Raw genomic sequence first — 18,949 nt, 5'->3', positions numbered from 1 at the left:
TGAACGAGTGTCAATAGAATGTGCTGCGTGAGTACCGACACGCCCGTTCCCCGCACCCGCCTGAGTCCCGAGCAGCGCCGCGCGCAGCTGCTCGACCTCGGGGTGCGGCTGCTGGCGACCCGGTCGATCGACGAGCTGAGCATCGACCTGCTGGCCGAGGAGGCAGGCATCTCCCGGGGCCTGCTCTACCACTACTTCGGCAACAAGCAGGACTTCCACGAGGCCGTGATGCGCTGGGCGGCGGCGGCCCTGATCAGCCAGACCGCGCCGCCGGTGGAGGGCGACCCGGAGCACCGGCTCCGGGTCTCCGTCGCGGCGTACGTCGACTACGTCGACGCCAACTACGAGGGCTACCTCTCGCTCGTGCGCGGCGCCGCCAGCGGCAGCGCCTCGATGCGCGAGATCTACGAGGAGGCCCTCAGCGCCCTCACCGACCGGATGTTCGAGGAGGACCCGCACGGCAACCTGATCCCGGACACGCCCGCCGCCCGGCTCGTGGCGCGCGGGTGGGCGGCGATGGCCGAGGACGTCGTGCTGCGCTGGAAGGCACGCCCCGAGGGCGTCTCGCGCGAGGAGCTGCTGCACCTGGTCACCGCGTCGTTGCCGGCGCTCGCGCAGCTGCTCCCCCCGCCCACGGAGTAGGTCAGCCGCCGCGGACGACCTCGGCGAGCTGGTCGAGGCCCCACACCAGGTCGTCGGCCTCGATGACCAGCGGCGGCGCGAGCCGGATGGTCGAGCCGTGGGTGTCCTTGGCCAGCACGCCCCGGGCCATCAGCGCCTCGCAGACCTCGCGACCGGTGCCCACGGCGGGGTCGATGTCGACGCCGGCCCACAGCCCGCGCACGCGCACCGCGAGCACGCCGTGGCCGACGAGGGCCTCGAGCCGCTCGCGCAGGATCTCGCCGAGCTCGGTGGCGCGGGCCTGGTGCTCGCCGGTGGCCAGCATCCGGACCACCGCCAGCCCGACCGCGCAGGCCAGCGGGTTGCCGCCGAAGGTCGAGCCGTGCTGGCCGGGGCGCAGCACCCCGAGCACGTCCTTGTCGGCGACGACGGCGGAGACCGGCACGATGCCGCCGCCGAGGGCCTTGCCGAGCACGTAGAGGTCGGGGACGACGTCCTCGTGGTCGCTGGCGAAGGTCTTGCCGGTGCGCCCGAGACCGGCCTGGATCTCGTCCATGGCCATCAGCACGTCGGTGCGGGTGCACAGCTCGCGCAGGCCGCGCAGGAAGCCGTCGGGGGGCAGCACGACGCCGCCCTCGCCCTGGATCGGCTCCATCAGCACGCCGACGGTGTTCTCGTCGATCGCGGCCTCGACGGCTGCGAGGTCGCCGTAGGGGACCATCTCGAAGCCGGGGGCGAAGGGGCCGAAGCCGTCGCGGGCGTCGGGGTCGTCGGAGAAGCCGACGATGGTGGTGGTGCGACCGTGGAAGTTGCCCGAGGCCACGATGATCTTGGCCTGGCCGGGCGTGACGCCCTTGACCTCGTAGCCCCACTTGCGCATCACCTTGATGGCGGTCTCGACGGCCTCGGCGCCGGTGTTCATCGGCAGCACCAGCTCCTTGCCGCACAGGTCGCCCAGCTCGGCGCAGAAGTCGGCGAACTGGTCGTGGACGAACGCCCGGCTGGTCAGGGTCAGCTTGTCGAGCTGCTCGTGCGCGGCAGCCAGCAGGTCGGGGTGGCCGTGGCCGAAGTTGAGCGCGGAGTAGCCGGCCAGGAGGTCGAGGTAGCGCTTGCCCTCGACGTCGGTCATCCACGCGCCCTCGGCGTGCGCGACGACCACCGGCAGCGGCTTGTAGTTGTGCGCCGTGCGGGCCTCGGAGCGCTGGAACATCTCGCTGCTGGAACGGGTCTCGGTCGCGGATGCCGTCATGGCTTCCTCCTGCTGATCGAAGGTGGCCGGCACGGCATCGGCGTGCAGGTCGTGGGAGAGGGTGGGAGATCGTGCGGTCCCACGACTCCCAGAGGACCAGATCACGGCCCGAAAGCCAAGATCGCGCGCGATCCTACGGCGGCGCGGCCCCGGGGTGCGGCCGGGTCGGGTCCTGGACGCCCGGGTGCCGGACGGGGGCGCGGCGCGTCGTAACCTGCCGCCCGACACGCGGTCTGGTGCCGCTCCGCCCGACCGTCTGGACCGCTCCATGCTCCTCCCGCGCGCGCACGCCTCCGTGCTCTCCGCCCTGCTCCTGCTCGCCCTGGTCCTGGGGCTCTCCGCCCCGGTCTCGGCCGAGGAGGAACCCGGCGCCGACGTCCCGCTGTCGCTCGAGGTCACCTTCCCCGAGGAGACCATCCACCACATCCAGGGCGGCGACTACGAGGTCCAGATCGAGGTCGCGGGCAACACCTCCCTGGTGGCAAGGCTGCGGTCCGGGCGTGCGGAGCTGCCGATCGACGGAGGTGTGGTGGGGCTGGACCTCACCCGGGGCTCCTACCGGGTGCAGGTCGTGGCGTGCCGCGACGACGAGTGCCTCTGGGTCTGGTCGCCCACCCTCGACGTGCGCCACCAGCTGGCCATCGGGGTCGACAGCTACCGTCCGAAGGACCTGACCCTCCTCCCGGCCGGCGGCCCGGTGCCGATGCACGTCGACGAGCCGGGCAGCGACCGGACGGGTGACGTGGAGTGGAGCGTGCGGACCAGGCACGGCCAGAAGCAGGTGGCCAGCGGCTCCACCACCTTCCGTCCCGGGACGACCCAGGACCGGGCCGTCTTCGACCTCGACCCGGGCGAGCCCCTGCCCGACGGCGAGTACGAGCTGCACGTGAGCGCTGCGGCCGAGCTCGAGCGCGTCGGCCGCGTCGACGGGACGTCGTGGCGCTACTTCCGGGTCGACGGCCGAGCCGAGGCGTACCTCGTCGTGAGCGGGGACAAGATCTACCCCGTCCACGACGGCTACCGCGACGTCCTCGACATCCGCGCCGCCACCCACGACACCATCGAGGACGTCGAGCTCGCGGTCGTGGACGCCGAGGGGCGCACCGCCCAGGTGCTGGCGACGTCGTGGTCGCCCGACAGCGACCCCGGCCGGGGGGAGCTCCGGCTGCGCTGGTCGGCCAGCCCGGACGGCGAGCCGCTGCCGGCGGGTCGCTACACCGTGCGGCTGCGCACCACCGACGCCATGGGCCACCAGGGCGAGTGGGCGCACCCGGTCGAGGTGTTCGGCGAGCGCCTGCGCCGGCGCAAGTTCCGCTACAAGGTCACGGCCGCCGACTCCGTGGTGGACACCTGGGTCGGCCGGTGCAGCCGGCTGCGGAGGCCGTCCTCCCACGGGCGGGCGGGCTCGCTCGGTCTGCTGTCGCAGACCCGCTGCACGAAGCCTGCGGAGAGCCCCGTCGTGGTGCTGTCGGGCGCCTACCTGCCCCGCAGCGTCGGGCGGGCCTACCGGAAGGTCAAGGTCACCTACACCGGCGGCCCGGCGCGCGGTGCAGACCGGGTGCGCGGCTCCTACGTCGTCTTCGGCTACGTCAACCGCAACGACTCGCTCAAGGGCCGCACGGTCGTGCGCGGCGGGTGGGGCAGGCACAAGCCCGGTGGTGTGGACGTGGAGAAGTGGGGCCACAAGGAGGGTCGTCGCAACTACATCCTCTGGCAGATGGGGCTCAGCGAGGGCAGCCGCTACGACGTCCGCTCCTTCAAGATCAGCGGCAAGTACGACGTCCTGGAGTAGGGGTTCGTCACGGTGCCCGGCCGACCGGCACAATGGCCCGGTCATGGACGCGCCGCTCGAGATCTCCTACCCGCCCGAGCTCCCCGTCACCCAGCGGCGCGACGACATCGCCGAGGCGATCCGGGACCACCAGGTCGTGGTCGTGGCCGGCGAGACCGGGTCGGGCAAGACCACGCAGCTGCCGAAGATCTGCCTCGAGCTGGGCCGGGGCCGGCCCACCATGCACACCGCGCGGGACGGCAAGGAGCGCCGTCGCGGGGGCCTGATCGGGCACACCCAGCCCCGCCGGATCGCCGCGCGCTCGGTCGCGGAGCGGATCGCCGACGAGCTCGGCCAGTCGCTGGGCGAGGACTCGGTGGTCGGCTACCAGGTCCGGTTCACCGACCGCACGACGCGCTCGACGCGGGTCAAGCTGATGACCGACGGCATCCTGCTCGCCGAGCTGCAGCGCGACCGGATGCTGTGGAAGTACGACACGATCATCATCGACGAGGCGCACGAGCGGTCGCTGAACATCGACTTCCTGCTCGGCTACCTCAAGCGGCTGCTGCCGCGGCGTCCCGACCTCAAGCTGGTCATCACGTCGGCGACCATCGACGTGGAGCGCTTCGCCGCCCACTTCGCCGACCGCGACGGCACGCCCGCCCCGGTCGTCGAGGTCTCCGGGCGCACCTACCCCGTCGAGGTGCGCTACCGGCCGCTGCTCGACCTCGGCGAGGACGACGAGGACGGCGAGCCGGTCCAGCGCGACCAGACCGAGGCGATCGTCGATGCCGTGCGCGAGCTGAGCGCCGAGGGGCCCGGCGACATCCTGGTGTTCCTGCCCGGGGAGCGCGAGATCCGCGACACCGCCGACGCACTGCACGACCTGACGACCACCACCCGCGGCGGCGGCACCGAGGTGGTCCCGCTCTACTCGCGGCTCTCGGCCGCCGAGCAGCACCGGGTCTTCTCCTCGCACACCGGGCGCCGCATCGTGCTGGCCACCAACGTCGCCGAGACCTCGCTGACGGTGCCCGGCATCCGCTACGTCGTCGACGCCGGTGTCGCGCGGATCTCGCGGTACTCCGCGCGCACCAAGGTGCAGCGGCTGCCCATCGAGCCGATCAGCCAGGCCTCGGCCAACCAGCGCTCGGGCCGGTGCGGGCGCGTCGCGGCGGGCGTGGCGATCCGGCTCTACTCGGAGGAGGACTTCGAGGGCCGTCCGGAGTTCACCGACCCCGAGATCCTGCGCACCAACCTGGCCAGCGTCATCCTGCAGATGACGAGCCTCCGCCTGGGTGACGTCGCGGACTTCCCGTTCGTGGAGCCGCCGGACCGTCGCAACGTCGCCTCCGGCGTGCAGCTGCTCGAGGAGCTCGGTGCGCTGACGGTCGCCCCGGGCCGGGAGGAGCGTCGGCTGACCGGCCTCGGCCAGCGGCTGGCCCGCCTGCCCCTGGACCCGCGGCTGGGCCGGATGATCCTCGAGGCCGAGCGGCTCGGGTGCCTGCGGGAGGTGCTGGTCATCACCGCCGCGCTGAGCCTGCAGGACCCCCGTGAGCGGCCCGCCGAGATGCAGGCGCAGGCCGACCAGCAGCACGCCCGGTTCAAGGCCGACGACTCCGACTTCCTGACCTGGCTCAACCTGTGGCGCTACGTCAAGGAGCAGCAGAAGGAGCTCAGCTCCAGCGCGTTCCGTCGGATGTGCAAGCGGGAGTTCCTCAACTACCTGCGGGTGCGGGAGTGGCAGGACTTCGAGTCCCAGCTGCGCACCGTGTGCAAGGAGATGGGCGTGGACGTCGGGCACCCCGCCGACCTCCCCGACGCCGACGGCATCCACCAGGCGCTGCTCTCCGGGCTGCTCTCGCAGATCGGGCTGCTGGAGGAGCGCGACAAGCCCGCCCCCGGCGCGAAGGCCGCCAAGGGCCGCCGCCCGATGCGCGAGTACGTCGGCGCCCGCGGCGCCCGGTTCGCGATCTTCCCGGGCAGCGGCCTGGCGCGGAAGAACCCGGCGTACGTCATGGCCGGCGAGCTCGTCGAGACCGGCCGCCTGTGGGCCCGCCAGGTGGCGGCAATCGACCCGGCCTGGGCCGAGCGGCTGGGTGGGGACCTGGTCAAGCGCACCTGGTCCGAGCCGCACTGGAGCACCAAGCGTGCGGCGGTGATGGCCTACGAGCGCGCCACCCTCTACGGCGTGCCGCTGGTCGCCGACCGGCTCGTCTCCTACGGCAAGGTCGACGTCGAGGTCGCTCGCGAGCTGTTCATCCGCCACGCCCTGGTGCAGGGGGAGTGGCGAACCCAGCAGAAGTTCCTCGAGCGCAACCGCCGGCGACTCGAGGAGGCCGCCGAGCTCGAGCACCGGGCGCGGCGCCGGGACATCGTCGTCGACGAGGAGACGCTCTTCGACTTCTACGACGCCCGGGTGGGACCCGAGGTCGTCAGCGGCGCGCACTTCGACCAGTGGTGGAAGCAGGAGCGCCAGCGCGACGGCCGGCTGCTCGACTTCGACCCCAGCATGCTCACCCACGACACGGCCGAGGAGGTGCGCGAGGACGACTACCCCGAGCAGTGGCACGGGGAGGGGCTGACCTTCCCGATCGCGTACCACTTCGAGCCGGGCGCCGCCGACGACGGCCTGACCATCGACGTGCCCGTGGCCACGCTCAACCGGGTCGCCGCCGACGACTTCTCCTGGAACGTGCCGGGCCTGCGCGAGGAGCTGGTCACCAGCCTGATCCGCAGCCTGCCCAAGAACCTGCGGGTCACCTTCGTGCCGGCCCCCGACAAGGCCCGCGACTTCCTGCGCGCGACGCCACCGGGGGAGGAGCCGCTGCTCGACGCCCTCGAGCGCTGGTGCCGGGCCACCGGCGGCGTCGTGGTGCCGCGCGAGGCGTGGGACTGGGCCAAGGTGCCCGAGCACCTGCGCCCCACCTACCGGGTCGTCGACGACCGCGGCCGCGAGCAGGCCCGGGGCAAGGACCTGGAGGCGCTCAAGGCCCCCCTGCGCGGACAGTTCACCCAGGCGCTGGCCGAGGTCGCCTCCGACTCCGGGCTGGCGCGCACCGGCGAGACCACCTGGGTCTTCGGCGACCTCGAGGCGTCCTTCACCCAGAAGCGTGCCGGCCACGAGGTCACCGCCTACCCGGGCCTCGTCGACGAGGGCGCCACGGTCGGGCTGCAGGTCGCCGGCTCCGAGGACGAGCGCGACGCCCGGCACCGTCTCGGCGTGCGCCGGCTCCTGCTGCTCGACCTCGACCGCCGCGGTGACTCCTCGGTGCGCCGGGTGCTCGACGGGCTCGGCAACGCCGAGAAGCTCGGGCTCGCCGGATCGCCCTACCCCTCGGTGGCCGAGCTGCTCGAGGACTGCCGGGCCGCGGTGGTCCAGGCCGCCGTCGACGGGCGGGCGCCCGTGCGCGACCAGGCGGCGTACGACGCCCTGCTGGCGCTCGTCGGTGCCGACCTCCAGGCGCACCTGCGGGGGGTGCTCGCCGACGTGGTCCGGGTCCTGGACGCCTGGCGCCGCGCCGAGAAGGTGCTCTCGGGCCGTGCCGACATGCACATGCTCACCGCGCTCACCGACATGCGCGCCCAGCTCGGGCGGCTGGTGCACCGCGGCTTCATCAGCGAGGCCGGACCCAGCCGTCTGCGCCGCTACCCGACGTACCTGCAGGCCCTGCTCCAGCGCCGCGAGAAGCTCGACACCGGCGGTCTGGCGATCGGCGCCGACCGGCAGCTGATGGACCGCATCGCCGACCTGCAGGGCGCCTGGCTGCACCAGGTCGACGCGCTCCCCGAGGGGCGGCCGCCGGGGGAGCGGCTGCGCCGGGTGCGCTGGATGCTGGAGGAGTACCGCGTCTCGCTGTGGGCCCAGCAGCTCGGCACCGACGGCCCGGTCTCCGACCAGCGGATCCGCAAGGTCCTGGCCTGAGGGATCTCCACCCCGGGCGTAGCCTGGAGCAGGTGAGCCTTCCCGACCACCGCCGACCCCACCACCGGCCGCTGCAGGCGACCAGTGCGTTCTTCGACGAGCACGTCGGGGGGGTCGACCCGGCCCTGGTCACCGAGGCCGCCGACCGGGCCGCGCACCTGCTCGTGCGCGGCGCCCGCGAGAGCGCGGACCGTGCGGTGTCCGAGCGGCTGCTGCACCTGGCCGACACCGAGGGCATCGAGACCGTCGCCGAGGTGTGGGCGGGCTCGCCGGCCGACTCGCTCGCCGGCTGCCTGTGGCGGCTCTACCTGTTGCGCTCGTGGGTGCACGCCGAGCCGGTGCAGGCGGCCGCGCAGTTCGAGGAGGGCCGCTCGCGCGCCCAGGTCGCCCGGGTGGTGGCCGGGGTGGCCGAGCCCCCGGGCCCCGAGGAGCTCAAGGCGATGGTCGACGAGGTGCTGCGCGGCATCGCGGAGGGTGACTTCGCCGACGTGCTGTTCCGCGGTGCGGCGTTCGCCCGGGTGATCAGCGCCGGCCGGGCGGCGCGGGCGGAGAGCGGCCACGACGACGTGCAGCGGATGCTCGCGATGGCCGAGCAGCTCGAGGCCGCTGGTCACGCGGAGCTGGCCGGCCGGCTGGCTTGAGTCACGAGCCGCAGCGCCTATGCTGGTGCACGGTACGCCGGACCGCGGCAGCCCCGGGTCCCAAATAAAGCCGCTACGAGCGGCCACGCGCCGTGAGGCGCTCCCGGTCCGGCGTACCATCCAGACCTGATGCGCACTCCGTCGAAGAGGTCTCCTCGCCCGCGACCCTCGCTGCGTCGTGCCGCGCAGCGGCTGGTGCGTCGTGGCCCCCGCGTCACCTACGCCCCCCACCGCGACGGCCGCCCCGACCCGGGCGAGGTCGTGTGGGCCTGGGTGCCCTACGAGGAGGACGCCTCCCAGGGCAAGGACCGTCCGGTGCTGCTCGTCGCCGCGGACCGCGCCCACGTCTACGGGCTGATGCTGACCAGCCAGGACCACGACCGCGACGCCGCGCAGGAGGCCCGCGCGGGTCGGCACTGGATGGATGTGGGCTCCGGCGGCTGGGACCGCGAGCAGCGTCCCAGCGAGGTCCGCCTGGACCGGTTGCTGCGCCTGGACCCCTCCGCCGTACGCCGCGAGGGAGCGGCGCTGGACCGCCCCCGGTTCGACGCGGTGGTGGCCGCCGCGCGGCAGTTCCACGCGCTCGGCTGAGCGTCCGCACCGAGAGTCCGGTCACGTTGCGGGACCGGGACGCGCCGAGACCTCCGGTCCCGTGGTCGGGCTCGGTAGGGTGGCGCCGCAGATCCTGAGAGGACGAGGTGGCAGTGGACAGCATGCGTAGGCGGGCCCGACGGGGTGTCGCAACGACGGTGGCGCTGCTGACCCTCGCCCTGGTCGTGACGGCCTGTGACAGCGACGCCGGACGCGAGACCCTCCCGGGTCCCGACCCGGTGCCCGCCCCCCAGGCGAAGGTCGAGCTGACCCTCGGCGTCTGGGGCAAGGACGCGGAGGTCGCGGGCTACGAGAAGGTCGTCGAGGCCTTCAACGAGACCTCCGGCGAGAGCACCGTCACCGTGGAGTCGTGGAGCGACCGGGACGCGCTCGACGACGCGCTGCGTGCCGGTGAGGCCAGCCCCGACGTCTTCCTGGCCTCGCGCCGCGACCTGACGTTCCTGCGCAGCGAGGGCTACTCCACACCGGTCGACGAGCTGCTCGACGAGCGCTCGGTCGAGTTCGGTGACGGCTACTCCCGCGACGCCCTCGAGGCGTTCTCCGCCGACACCCGGCTCCAGTGCATGCCCTTCGGCGTCTCGCCGATGGTGATCTACCGCAACACCGCCCTCGTCGACCTCGAGCGGATGGGCGAGCGCGGCCTCGACGTCCCCTCACCGGACTCGAGCCGCTTCACCTTCGACGAGTTCCGTGCCGCCGCGGAGTTCGCCACCAAGCCGCGCAAGCGCAGCAAGGGCGTCTACATCGAGCCCTCGCTGAGGGGTCTGGCCCCGTTCGTCTACTCCGGCGGCGGTGAGGTCTTCGACGACGAGAGCGCGCCGACCTCCTTGAACCTGTCCAGCGACGAGTCCCGGGACGCCCTCGAGCGCACCCTGGAGCTGCTGCGCCGCTCCAACCTGACCCTCAGCGAGGAGCAGCTGGCCAAGGCCACGCCACTGGAGTGGTTCGAGCGCGGCCGCCTGGGGATGATGGCCGGCTACCGGGACCTGGTCCCCGAGCTGCGCGCGGTGGCGGGCCTGGACTTCGACGTCCTGCCGATGCCGACCCTCGACTCCCCGGCCACGATCGGCGACCTGACAGGGCTGTGCCTGAACCCCGCCACCGAGTCGATCACCGAGTCCGCCGACCTGCTGGTGCACATGATCTCCGACGAGGTCGTCGGCGAGCTGACCCGCACCGGCTACCTGGTGCCGGCCAACCAGCAGGTCGCGCTGGCCGAGGACTTCACCCAGCCGGCGCTCCAGCCCCGTCGAGCCGACCTCTTCACCTCGTCGGTGCGCTCGATGCGGGTGCCGCCGCTGCTCGACGCCTGGACCCAGCTCCAGGCGCTCGTCGACGACCCGATCGCCAAGCTCGTCACCACCCCGGGCGTCCTCGACCTCGAGACCGCCACCGAGCTGATCGACCTGCTCTCGCGCACGGTGCTCTCGCCGGAGGAGCTCGAGGAGTCCGACAGCCCCGACAGCCCCGACAGCACCGGGGCCCCCGAGCAGCAGGGTTAGTCCTCGGTCGGCGCCTCGGCGTCGACGAGCGGCTCGGCGTCGACGAGCGGCTCGGCGTCGGCGGTGAGGACCGCGTCGACGACCACCGGGCCCACGAGCCCGATCTGCCAGGGCCGCGCACCCATGCCGGACAGCACGGCGGCCACCTCGGAGGCGAGCTGCTCGGGGTCGCGGGAGGCGGGCGGGGCCCACAGCACCCGGCGCAGGGAGTCCGGGGTCAGCAGGTTCTCGACCGGCATCGTGTGCTTCTCGGCGAGTGCGGCCATCGCCTCGCGGGCCAGCACGAGACGGCGCGCGGCGACCGGGTCGCGGTCGGCCCAGGCACGCGGCGGCGGCGGGCCGTCGCTGCGCGGGGTGCGGGCCGGCAGCTCGGACTCGGGCAGCTCGGCGACCTCGCGGAGCACCGCTGCGAAGCGGGAGGAGTAGCGCTCCGCCCCGCGCCCGTGGAAGCCCTTGAGGGCCATCAGCTCGGTGCGCTCGGTCGGCAGCGTGGGCGCGGTGGCGGCGGCCGCGATCGCGGAGTCGGGCACGATGCGTCCCGGTGTCACGTCGCGCTGCTCGGCGATCTCGTCGCGCAGCTCCCACATCGCCTTGACCGCACCCAGGGCCCGGCGGCCGCGGACCTTGTGCAGGCCCGACGTACGCCGCCACGCGTCGACGCGCACCGGGGCCTCGAAGCCGCGCAGGGCGTCGAACTCCTCACGGGCCCACCCGTCCTTGCCGGTGGCCACCAGCTCGGCGGCGATGAGGTCGCGCAGCTCGACGAGGACCTCGACATCGAGGGCGGCGTACTCCAGCCACGGCTGGGGCAGCGGGCGCGTGGACCAGTCGACGGCCGAGTGCTCCTTCTTCATCCGGCGCCCGATCAACGTCTCCACGAGCGTGGCGAGACCGACGCGGGGGTAGCCGAGCAGCCGCCCCGCCAGCTCGGTGTCGAAGAGCGCGGCCGGGGTCAGGCCCTCCCCGCGCAGGCACGGCAGGTCCTGGGTCGCGGCGTGCAGGATCCACTCGGCGTCCCCGATGGCCTCCTGCAGGGGAGCGAGGTCGTCGAACGGCGTGGGGTCGAGCAGGTGGGTGCCCGAGCCCTCGCGGCGCAGCTGGATCAGGTAGGCCCGGTTGGAGTAGCGGTGACCCGAGGCGCGCTCGGCGTCGATCGCGACCGGACCGGTGCCCGTCGCGATGGCAGCACACAGCTCCTCCAGCCCGGCGGGGGTGTCGACCACGTCGGGAAGCGGGTCGCGCAGGGTCAGCAGCGGGGCCGGCTCCGGAGCCGCCTCCTCGGTGGGGGCGGCGTCGTCCGGCTGCTCGGGGACCTCGGGCGGGAGGGAAGCGGCCATCAGCGGGGGCCGCGCTGACCGCGACGGCTGGGGAGCACCGCCACACCCTCGGGCACCGGTTCGAGGCCGGCGGCCGCGCACAGCAGGTCGCCCCAGGCCTCCACGTGCGGGACCGTGTCGGGCACGCCGTCGGCGTCGACCGCGGGCGACCAGGAGGCGCGCACCTCGACCTGCGCGGTGCCGGACTCGTCGGCCATCGACCCGAAGGACTCGGTGGTCACGCAGGTCACGGTGCCGGACTCGTGGGAGTACTCCGCCCCGCTCGCGTCGAGGGCGTCGGTGAGCCAGGTCCAGCCGACGCCGGCCAGGAGGGGGTCACCGGCCAGGTCGGGCTCGATCTCGGCGCGGACGTAGGCCACCATCCGGAAGGTGCCGTCCCAGGCGTCGTTGCCGTCGGGGTCGTGGAGCAGGATGATCCGCCCGGTCGCGACGTCGGTGTCGTCGACGGTGACGTCGGCGCTGAGCGCGGAGGAGAACGGGGCGATCCGCTGCGGGGCCGGCATCTCCTCGCAGCTCACCTCGGGGCGCAGGCGCGCGGCGCGCAGACCGGCGACGGCTGCGGTGAACGCGGCGGGGGCGGTGGGCACCCCGGCGCCGGGGTACGTCTCCTGTCGGACGACCATGGCTCTACAGTAGGCGGGTGTCGTCGAACCGATGTCCGAACACGCCGGGGGACCTGAGACCCTTGTCCCGTGACCCACGTCGCCGATGAGCACCCCGCACCCGTCCAGCACAGCCCGCTCGAGGACAGCGCCTTCCTCAAGGCCGCCCGCGGTGAGGAGGTGCCGCACACGCCCGTGTGGTTCCAGCGCCAGGCGGGCAGGTCCCTGCCCGAGTACCTGCGCGTGCGTGAGGGCGTGGCGATGCTCGACGCCTGCATGGACCCCGAGCTCGTGGTGGAGATCACCCTCCAGCCCGTGCGCCGCTACGGCGTCGACGCGGCCATCTTCTTCTCCGACATCGTGCTGCCCCTCAAGGCCGTCGGCGTCGACCTCGACATCGTCCCGGGCGTCGGCCCCGTGGTGGCCGAGCCGGTGCGCACCCTCGAGGACGTCGCCCGCATCCCCGACCTGACCCCCGAGCACGTCACCTTCATCACCGAGGCCGTGCGCGGGCTGGTCGGCGAGCTGGGCGCGACCCCGCTCATCGGCTTCGCCGGAGCCCCCTTCACCGTGGCCTCCTACCTCGTCGAGGGCGGTCCCTCGAAGGACCACGCCAGGACCAAGGCGATGATGTTCAGCGCCCCGGACGTCTGGGACGCGCTGATGCGCAAGATCACCCAGATCGCCTCGGCCTACCTGGAGGTGCAGGTCGCCGCCGGCGCTTCGGCCGTGCAGCTCTTCGACTCCTGGGCCGGAGCGCTGACCCCCGGTGACTACACCGAGCACGTGCTGCCGCACTCCACCCGGGTGCTCGAGCGGGCCGGTGCCCTGGGCGTGCCGCGCATCCACTTCGGTGTGGGCACCAGCAACCTGCTCGACCTGATGGCCGAGGCCGGGGCCGACGTCGTGGGCGTCGACTGGCGCACCCCGCTCGAGCGGGCGATCCCGATGGTCGGCGAGTGCTCGGTGCAGGGCAACCTCGACCCGACGCTGGTCTTCGCGCCGACCGACGTGATGACCGCCCGGGCCGGCGCCATCATCGAGGCCGGCCGGGCAGCACGCGGCCACGTCTTCAACCTGGGGCACGGCGTCATCCCGTCGACCGACCCCGACCAGCTCGCGCGGCTCACCGAGTTCGTGCAGTCCTACCCGCTCGACGCCGGCTGAGCGGGGCCCGCCGCCGCGCGGCGGCGGCGTACGACGGGGCGCAGCACGAACCACAGCGGCAGCCCGAGCAGCAGTGCGAGCACGGTGAACGGCAGCACCGCGCCCGTGACGGTGGCCAGGGCGACGGCGACGGTCGTCAGGCCGTCCCACCCGGCCCGCAGGCCGGCAACGAAGCCGGACCCGCCCTCGGGGTCGGTGACCTCGACGGCCCGGGTCCGCTGCACGTGCACGGTGATGGTGGACATGGACGTCTGGTCGCCCAGGTAGGCCTGCTGGCGCAGCAGTGAGTTCAGCCGCTCCTGGCGCTTGGTCAGCTGGCTCTCGACCGCGACCACGTCGCGGATCGAGCCGGCGCGCTGGAGCAGCTCCTCGATGCGCGCGATGCTCGCGCGCTGCACCCGGATGCGGACCGCGGTGTCGACGACCCGGGTGGTCACGTCGTCGGTGGACGAGGTCGAGCTCTCCAGGTCGGCGACCTTCTCCAGCTCGTCCATCGCCTCCGTGAACTCGGCGGCCGGGACCCGCAGCACCAGCCGCGCGTCGCGCACCTCGCCGTCCTCGTCGGTGCGGGTCTCGCTGTCGGTGATCCGGCCCTGGTAGCGGTCGGCCACCTTCTGCACGTCGAAGCGGGTGTCGGCGACGTCGTCGGCGCGCAGCGACACGGTGCCGGTGGAGATGAGCGCCGGCTCGCGCACCGGGGAGTCGACCGAGGAGGCCACGTCCGCGACGCCCCCGGCGGGCTCGGCTGCGTCCGCGTCGGAGGAGAGGGAGCGACGGCCGTCGTAGCGGGGCGCGGGGGCGACCTCGCCGGCGCTGGCCGGCTCGGCGGCGCTGTCGCTGTCACCGGCGCTGCTGTCGCCGGCGCCGCTGCAGGCCGCCAGGGTCGTCAGTGCGGCCAGGCAGCCGGTCGCCAGCAGGAGCCGGGTGCGGGAGCGGCGGCGGGGTCGCGTGGTCGGGTTCATGGTGCTGGGACGCGGCGGGCGGGGAGCGGGTTCCCGCCCCGGGGGTGCGTGCCAGAGTGGGGGCGTGCACAGGGACGTCGTGGTCGTGGGGGGCGGGATCGCCGGACTGACGGCCGCCCACGAGCTCGCGCTGGCCGGCCGGGACGTGCTCCTGCTCGAGGCGGCGCCCCGGATCGGCGGCAAGCTGCGCTCGCACGAGGTGGCGGGCGTGGTCGTCGACGTCGGCGCCGAGGCGATGCTCAACCGGCGTCCCGAGGGCGTCGACCTGGCCCGTGCCGTCGGGCTCGAGGTGGTGCACCCGGCGATCGTCTCGTCCCGGCTGTGGACCCGGGGCGCGCTGCGACCGCTGCCGCGCTCGCTGATGGGGGTGCCCCTCGACCTCGAACAGCTCGCCGCCTCGGGGATCCTCGACGCCGCCGCCCTGGCCCGGGTGCGCGAGGAGCCGTCCCTGCCGCCGAGCGAGATCGGCGACGACATCAGCGTCGGCGACCTCGTCGACGCCCGACTCGGCCCCGCCGTGACCGACCTGCTCGTGGAGCCGCTGCTGGGCGGCGTGTACGCCGGGCGCGCCCGGCGGATCTCCGCGCGCGCGGGTGTCCCGCAGCTGGTCGCCATGGCCGAGCGCGGCTCGCTGCTCGAGCAGGGCGCGGCCCTGGCGCCCGCGGGTGCGACGTACGCCGCCCCGGTGTTCGCGGGCCTGACCGGCGGGATGGGCACGCTGCCCGAGGTCCTCGCGGCCGCGGTGCGGGCCGCCGGAGGTGAGATCCGGACCGACGCGACCGTGCGCCGCCTGGAGCGTGACGGTGCCGGCTTCCGGCTGGTCGTCGGGCCCACCACGGCCCCGGAGCCGATCACCGCCGGCGCCGTGGTGCTGGCCACGCCGCCGGCGCCCACCGCGCGGCTGCTCGGCGAGGTCGCCCCGCTCGCCGGGGCCGCGCTGGGGGCCGTCGAGACCGCGTCGATGGCGATCGTGACGCTCGCGTTCGCGATCGACGACGTCCCCGACCTGGCCGCCACCGAGAGCTCGGGCTTCCTGGTGCCGCCGGTCGACGGTCGCCGGATCAAGGCCTCCACCTTCTCGTTCGCCAAGTGGGCCTGGGTCCGCGAGGCGGGCGTGTCCTCCGGCGTGCTGCACCTGCGCACCTCGCTGGGGCGCCACGGCGACGAGGTCCTGCTGCAGGCGCCCGACGAGCGGTTGGTCGAGCTCTCGCGCGCCGACCTGCGCGAGGCCGTGGGGTTGCGGTCGCGTCCCGTCGACACCCACGTGCAGCGCTGGGGCGGCGGGCTGCCGCAGTACGCCGTGGGCCACCTCGACCTGGTCGCCCGCGTGCGCGCGGCGGTGGCGGAGGTGCCGGGGCTCGCGGTGTGCGGGGCGGCGTACGACGGCGTGGGCATCCCCGCTGTGATCAGCTCGGCACGCACGGCCGTCGCCCGGGTGAGCGGCTGACGGGCGCGCGGGGGCCCTTGGCACAATGGGGCCCATGAGCGACACCAAGAGCAACGCAGCCCGGGTCCGGGAGATCAACGACGCCATCCGCTACACGATGTGGTCGGTCTTCCGGTTGCGCGACGTCCTGGGTGAGGAGGCCGACCGGGCCGCCGAGGCCGCCGAGGTCGAGGAGCTCTTCGCCGCGCTCGCCGCCGACGACGTCATCGTGCGCGGCGTCTACGACGTCAGCGGGCTGCGCGCCGACGCCGACCTCCTGGTGTGGATCCACGCCGTGGACTCCGAGCAGCTCCAGGACGCCTACCACCGCTTCCGCCGCACCCGCTTCGGTGCGCGTCTCGACGCGGTGTGGTCGCAGATGGCGCTGCACCGCCCGGCCGAGTTCAACAAGAGCCACGTGCCTGCCTTCCTCGACGGCGAGGACCCCAAGCGCCACGTGTGCGTCTACCCCTTCGTGCGCTCCTACGAGTGGTACCTGCTCGAGGACGAGGAGCGCCGCGCGATGCTCTCCGAGCACGGCAAGATGGCGCGCGACTACAAGGACGTGCGCGCCAACACCGTGGCCAGCTTCGCGCTCGGCGACTACGAGTGGATGCTCGCGTTCGAGGCCGACGAGCTGTACCGCATCGTCGACCTGATGCGGCACCTGCGCGCCTCGACCGCGCGCCGCCACGTGCGCGAGGAGGTGCCGTTCTACACCGGCGCCCTCACCGCCGTCCCCGACCTCCTGCACCGCCTGCCCTGACCCGGCCCAGATGTCGCGCTGACCCGGCCCAGATGTCGCGCTGACCCGGCCCAGATGTCGCGCTGGGTCCCGTGGAACCCCCGAGCGAGAGGCCCCGTCCCACTGCTATGCGCGCCCCAGCCCGTCGGCGTACGTCCGGCATCGTCCTGCTCGTCGTCCCGCTCCTGCTCGCGAGCGCCTGCAGCAGCGGGTCCGACCGCGCCGTCGACGACGGTGGTGCAGCCGCCGCACCGCAGCCGAGCGCTGCGGAGGGGCCGGTGCGCACCCGTGACCTGGTCGTGGTGATGGACACCGGCGCCGGGCCCGAGCTGTGCGTGGGGCCGGTGGCCGAGTCCTACCCGCCGCAGTGCGGCGGACCGGCCGTCGAGGGTTGGCGCTGGCGCGACCAGCAGGCCTTCGACCGGGTCGGCGACGTGCGCTGGGGCTACTTCGCGCTCACCGGGACGTGGGACGGTGCTTCCTTCACCGTCACCGACGCGGTCCCGGCCGCGCTCTACGACGCGATGCGTCAGGACGAGCCGGACCCGCCCCCGCCGCTGCGCCAGCGCGACGAGGCGTCGATCGCCGAGATCGCCCGCGAGGTCAGCGGGCTGCCCGGGGTGCAGGGCAGCCGCGTCGAGAACACCCAGGTCGTGGTCGAGGTCGCCTACGACGACGGGGGCCTGCAGGAGCACCTCGACGCGACGTACGGCGCCAACACGGTCCGGGTCGTGTCCCAGCTGGTCGACGCCGGCTGACCCGGAGGTCCGCCGTCAGCCCGCGACGGGTCCCGAGCCGTCGGCCGGCTCGAGGGTCAGGCTGATCGAGTTGATGCAGTACCGGTCGCCGGTCGGTGTGCCGTAGCCGTCGGGGAAGACGTGTCCGAGGTGCGAGCCGCACCCGGCGCAGCGCACCTCGACGCGCTTCATGCCGTGCGAGGTGTCCTCGATGTACTCGATGGTGTCGCTCACCGGCTGGTAGAACGACGGCCAGCCGCAGCCGGAGTGGAACTTGGTGTCCGACTCGAACAGCGTGGCCCGGCACGCCTTGCAGCGGTACACGCCGGTCGTCTCGGTGTCGGTGAGCCGGCCCACGCCCGCCCGCTCGGTGCCCGCCTCGCGCAGCACGGCGTACTCCTCGGGCGAGAGCTGCTCACGCCACTCGGCGTCGGTCTTGTCCACGTCGTAGCCCATGACGCCAGCCTACGTGGGCCACCTCATCCCTGCGGACCGTTGACGCATGTGGGTGCACATGTGTTCACTGGTGTCGACGTCCACGGCAAGGAGACACGGTGAGTGCAACGATCCCCTGGGAGCGGGTGCGGCGGGCCGGCGCGAGGCTGACCACGCCGCTGCACCCCGACGACTACCTCTCGCTCCTCAACCCCCTGTGGAGCCAGCGCGAGCTGCGCGGGCGCATCGAGAAGGTGGTCCGCGAGACCGAGGACGCCGCCACCCTGGTGATCCGACCGGGCTGGGGCTGGCGCTTCGACCACCGCCCCGGCCAGTACGTCGGCATCGGGGTGGCGGTGGAGGGCCGCTTCCAGTGGCGCTCGTACTCGGTGAGCTCCGCCCCGCGCCGCTCCGGGCGCCACATCGCCATCACGGTGCGCGCGATGCCCGAGGGGCTGCTGTCCTCCCACCTGGTCAACGGGCTGGAGCCCGGCACGATCGTGCGGCTGGCCAGGCCGGAGGGCGACTTCGTGCTGCCCGACCCGCCGCCACAGCGGATGCTCTTCCTGGTGGGCGGCTCCGGCATCACCCCGGTGATGGCGATGCTGCGCACCCTGGACCGGCGCGGCACCATGCCCGACGTCGTCCTGCACTACTCCTCCCCGACGCCCGAGCGGATGATCTTCCGCGACGAGCTGACCCGGCTCGAGGAGGCGCACGAGGGCCTCACCGTGCACCGGCTGCACACCGACGTCGACGGGCTCCTCGAGGTCGGGCACGACCAGCGCGGCCTCGACGCCGTGTGCCCGGACTGGCGCGAGCGCGAGACCTGGGCCTGCGGTCCCGGGCCGATGCTCGACGCGGTGCACGAGCACTACGAGCGCCACGGGCTGGCGGAGCGGCTGCACCTGGAGCGCTTCACGCTCCAGCTCGGCGGCGACGGCGGCGAGGGCGGGACGATCCGCTTCCGCTCCTCGGGCAAGCAGGTCGACGTCGACGGCGCCACGACCGTGCTCGAGGCGGGCGAGCAGGCCGGCGTCGGCATGCCCTTCGGCTGCCGGATGGGCATCTGCCACACCTGCACGCTGACCCTCGTCTCCGGCACGGTGCGCGATCTGCGCAACGGCACGGAGTACGCGCAGCCCCACGAGCAGGTGCAGACCTGCGTGACCGCCGCCGTGGGCGACTGCGTCCTCGACATCTGACCCCTTCCG

The 18,949-nt window shown here is 73.7% G+C and carries 16 protein-coding genes; 11 read left to right on the top strand and 5 right to left on the bottom strand.

Annotated features, from left to right (window positions below; genetic code table 11):
• The first annotated feature begins 27 nt into the window (after positions 1-27).
• Positions 28-642 (top strand): TetR/AcrR family transcriptional regulator, encoded by a 615-nt coding sequence (locus I601_RS01945; RefSeq protein WP_237089528.1) that lies wholly within the window; start codon positions 28-30, stop codon positions 640-642.
• Between the two features lies 1 nt (position 643).
• On the opposite strand, the gene rocD is transcribed toward I601_RS01945, so the two are convergent.
• Positions 644-1,870, bottom strand: a complete 1,227-nt coding sequence (rocD, locus tag I601_RS01940) for an ornithine--oxo-acid transaminase (protein WP_068105738.1) — start codon at positions 1,868-1,870, stop codon at positions 644-646.
• Between the two features lie 268 nt (positions 1,871-2,138).
• On the opposite strand from rocD, the gene I601_RS01935 reads away from it, so the two are divergent.
• The 5 genes from I601_RS01935 to I601_RS01915 all read left to right on the top strand — a co-directional run bounded on the left by I601_RS01935 (position 2,139) and on the right by I601_RS01915 (position 10,324).
• The gene (locus tag I601_RS01935; protein WP_068105735.1) at positions 2,139-3,662 is read left to right on the top strand and encodes a hypothetical protein; all 1,524 of its coding nucleotides are present in this window, start codon (positions 2,139-2,141) and stop codon (positions 3,660-3,662) included.
• Between the two features lie 43 nt (positions 3,663-3,705).
• On the top strand, positions 3,706-7,569 hold the full coding sequence (hrpA, locus tag I601_RS01930; protein WP_068105732.1) for an ATP-dependent RNA helicase HrpA: 3,864 nt from the start codon (positions 3,706-3,708) through the stop codon (positions 7,567-7,569).
• A gap of 32 nt (positions 7,570-7,601) precedes the next feature.
• Positions 7,602-8,210: a hypothetical protein gene (locus tag I601_RS01925; RefSeq protein WP_068105730.1), complete on the top strand. Its 609-nt coding sequence runs from the start codon at positions 7,602-7,604 to the stop codon at positions 8,208-8,210.
• A 129-nt stretch (positions 8,211-8,339) separates the two neighbouring features.
• Positions 8,340-8,801 carry a type II toxin-antitoxin system PemK/MazF family toxin gene (locus tag I601_RS01920; RefSeq protein ID WP_084527031.1) on the top strand — a complete coding sequence of 154 codons (462 nt, stop codon included), beginning with the start codon at positions 8,340-8,342 and terminating at the stop codon, positions 8,799-8,801.
• A gap of 122 nt (positions 8,802-8,923) precedes the next feature.
• Entirely contained in the window at positions 8,924-10,324 is a 1,401-nt protein-coding gene (locus tag I601_RS01915) for an ABC transporter substrate-binding protein (protein WP_237089659.1), read from the top strand.
• Here the strand turns inward: I601_RS01915 and I601_RS01910 are convergent.
• Together I601_RS01910 and I601_RS01905 are read right to left on the bottom strand one after the other, a co-directional pair.
• Positions 10,321-11,661, bottom strand: coding sequence for an HRDC domain-containing protein (locus I601_RS01910; protein WP_068105721.1), 1,341 nt, complete (start codon positions 11,659-11,661; stop codon positions 10,321-10,323). The genes I601_RS01915 and I601_RS01910 overlap by 4 nt on opposite strands.
• Complete coding sequence (locus tag I601_RS01905) at positions 11,661-12,284, bottom strand: DUF3000 domain-containing protein (RefSeq protein WP_068105718.1); 624 nt, start codon at positions 12,282-12,284, stop codon at positions 11,661-11,663. Before I601_RS01905 ends, I601_RS01910 begins: the two co-directional genes overlap by 1 nt.
• Before the next feature lie 69 nt (positions 12,285-12,353).
• Here I601_RS01905 and hemE point away from each other — a divergent pair, with 69 nt between their 5' ends.
• Entirely contained in the window at positions 12,354-13,430 is a 1,077-nt protein-coding gene (gene hemE / locus I601_RS01900) for a uroporphyrinogen decarboxylase (RefSeq protein WP_068105715.1), read from the top strand.
• Here hemE and I601_RS01895 read toward each other — a convergent pair.
• On the bottom strand, positions 13,409-14,392 hold the full coding sequence (locus I601_RS01895) for a DUF4349 domain-containing protein (protein ID WP_068105713.1): 984 nt from the start codon (positions 14,390-14,392) through the stop codon (positions 13,409-13,411). The genes hemE and I601_RS01895 overlap by 22 nt on opposite strands.
• Before the next feature lie 64 nt (positions 14,393-14,456).
• On the opposite strand from I601_RS01895, the gene hemG reads away from it, so the two are divergent.
• From hemG to I601_RS01880, 3 genes are all read left to right on the top strand, one after another.
• Entirely contained in the window at positions 14,457-15,839 is a 1,383-nt protein-coding gene (gene hemG, locus I601_RS01890; RefSeq protein ID WP_237089527.1) for a protoporphyrinogen oxidase, read from the top strand.
• A gap of 25 nt (positions 15,840-15,864) precedes the next feature.
• On the top strand, positions 15,865-16,584 hold the full coding sequence (gene hemQ / locus I601_RS01885; RefSeq protein WP_068105707.1) for a hydrogen peroxide-dependent heme synthase: 720 nt from the start codon (positions 15,865-15,867) through the stop codon (positions 16,582-16,584).
• 107 nt (positions 16,585-16,691) lie between these two features.
• Complete coding sequence (locus I601_RS01880) at positions 16,692-17,321, top strand: hypothetical protein (protein WP_068105705.1); 630 nt, start codon at positions 16,692-16,694, stop codon at positions 17,319-17,321.
• Between the two features lie 15 nt (positions 17,322-17,336).
• Here I601_RS01880 and msrB read toward each other — a convergent pair whose 3' ends face one another.
• Entirely contained in the window at positions 17,337-17,756 is a 420-nt protein-coding gene (gene msrB / locus I601_RS01875; protein ID WP_068105702.1) for a peptide-methionine (R)-S-oxide reductase MsrB, read from the bottom strand.
• Between the two features lie 98 nt (positions 17,757-17,854).
• On the opposite strand from msrB, the gene I601_RS01870 reads away from it, so the two are divergent.
• The gene (locus tag I601_RS01870; protein ID WP_068105699.1) at positions 17,855-18,940 is read left to right on the top strand and encodes a ferredoxin reductase; all 1,086 of its coding nucleotides are present in this window, start codon (positions 17,855-17,857) and stop codon (positions 18,938-18,940) included.
• Positions 18,941-18,949 lie beyond the last annotated feature (9 nt).

The sequence above is a fragment of the Nocardioides dokdonensis FR1436 genome, assembly GCF_001653335.1.
Taxonomy (GTDB): Bacteria; Actinomycetota; Actinomycetes; order Propionibacteriales; family Nocardioidaceae; genus Nocardioides; species Nocardioides dokdonensis.
Note: the sequence above shows the minus strand (reverse complement) of the source record. Positions and strands in the feature narration are given on the sequence as shown.

Excerpts from the sequence above, each read along its gene's own strand:
- rocD (WP_068105738.1), bottom strand. The coding sequence starts at position 1,870 with ATGACGGCATCCGCGACCGAGACCCGTTCCAGCAGCGAGATGTTCCAG.
- I601_RS01935 (WP_068105735.1), top strand. The coding sequence starts at position 2,139 with ATGCTCCTCCCGCGCGCGCACGCCTCCGTGCTCTCCGCCCTGCTCCTG.
- hrpA (WP_068105732.1), top strand. The coding sequence starts at position 3,706 with ATGGACGCGCCGCTCGAGATCTCCTACCCGCCCGAGCTCCCCGTCACC.
- I601_RS01920 (WP_084527031.1), top strand. The coding sequence starts at position 8,340 with ATGCGCACTCCGTCGAAGAGGTCTCCTCGCCCGCGACCCTCGCTGCGT.
- I601_RS01915 (WP_237089659.1), top strand. The coding sequence starts at position 8,924 with ATGCGTAGGCGGGCCCGACGGGGTGTCGCAACGACGGTGGCGCTGCTG.
- I601_RS01910 (WP_068105721.1), bottom strand. The coding sequence starts at position 11,661 with ATGGCCGCTTCCCTCCCGCCCGAGGTCCCCGAGCAGCCGGACGACGCC.
- I601_RS01905 (WP_068105718.1), bottom strand. The coding sequence starts at position 12,284 with ATGGTCGTCCGACAGGAGACGTACCCCGGCGCCGGGGTGCCCACCGCC.
- I601_RS01895 (WP_068105713.1), bottom strand. The coding sequence starts at position 14,392 with ATGAACCCGACCACGCGACCCCGCCGCCGCTCCCGCACCCGGCTCCTG.
- hemQ (WP_068105707.1), top strand. The coding sequence starts at position 15,865 with ATGGGGCCCATGAGCGACACCAAGAGCAACGCAGCCCGGGTCCGGGAG.
- I601_RS01880 (WP_068105705.1), top strand. The coding sequence starts at position 16,692 with ATGCGCGCCCCAGCCCGTCGGCGTACGTCCGGCATCGTCCTGCTCGTC.
- msrB (WP_068105702.1), bottom strand. The coding sequence starts at position 17,756 with ATGGGCTACGACGTGGACAAGACCGACGCCGAGTGGCGTGAGCAGCTC.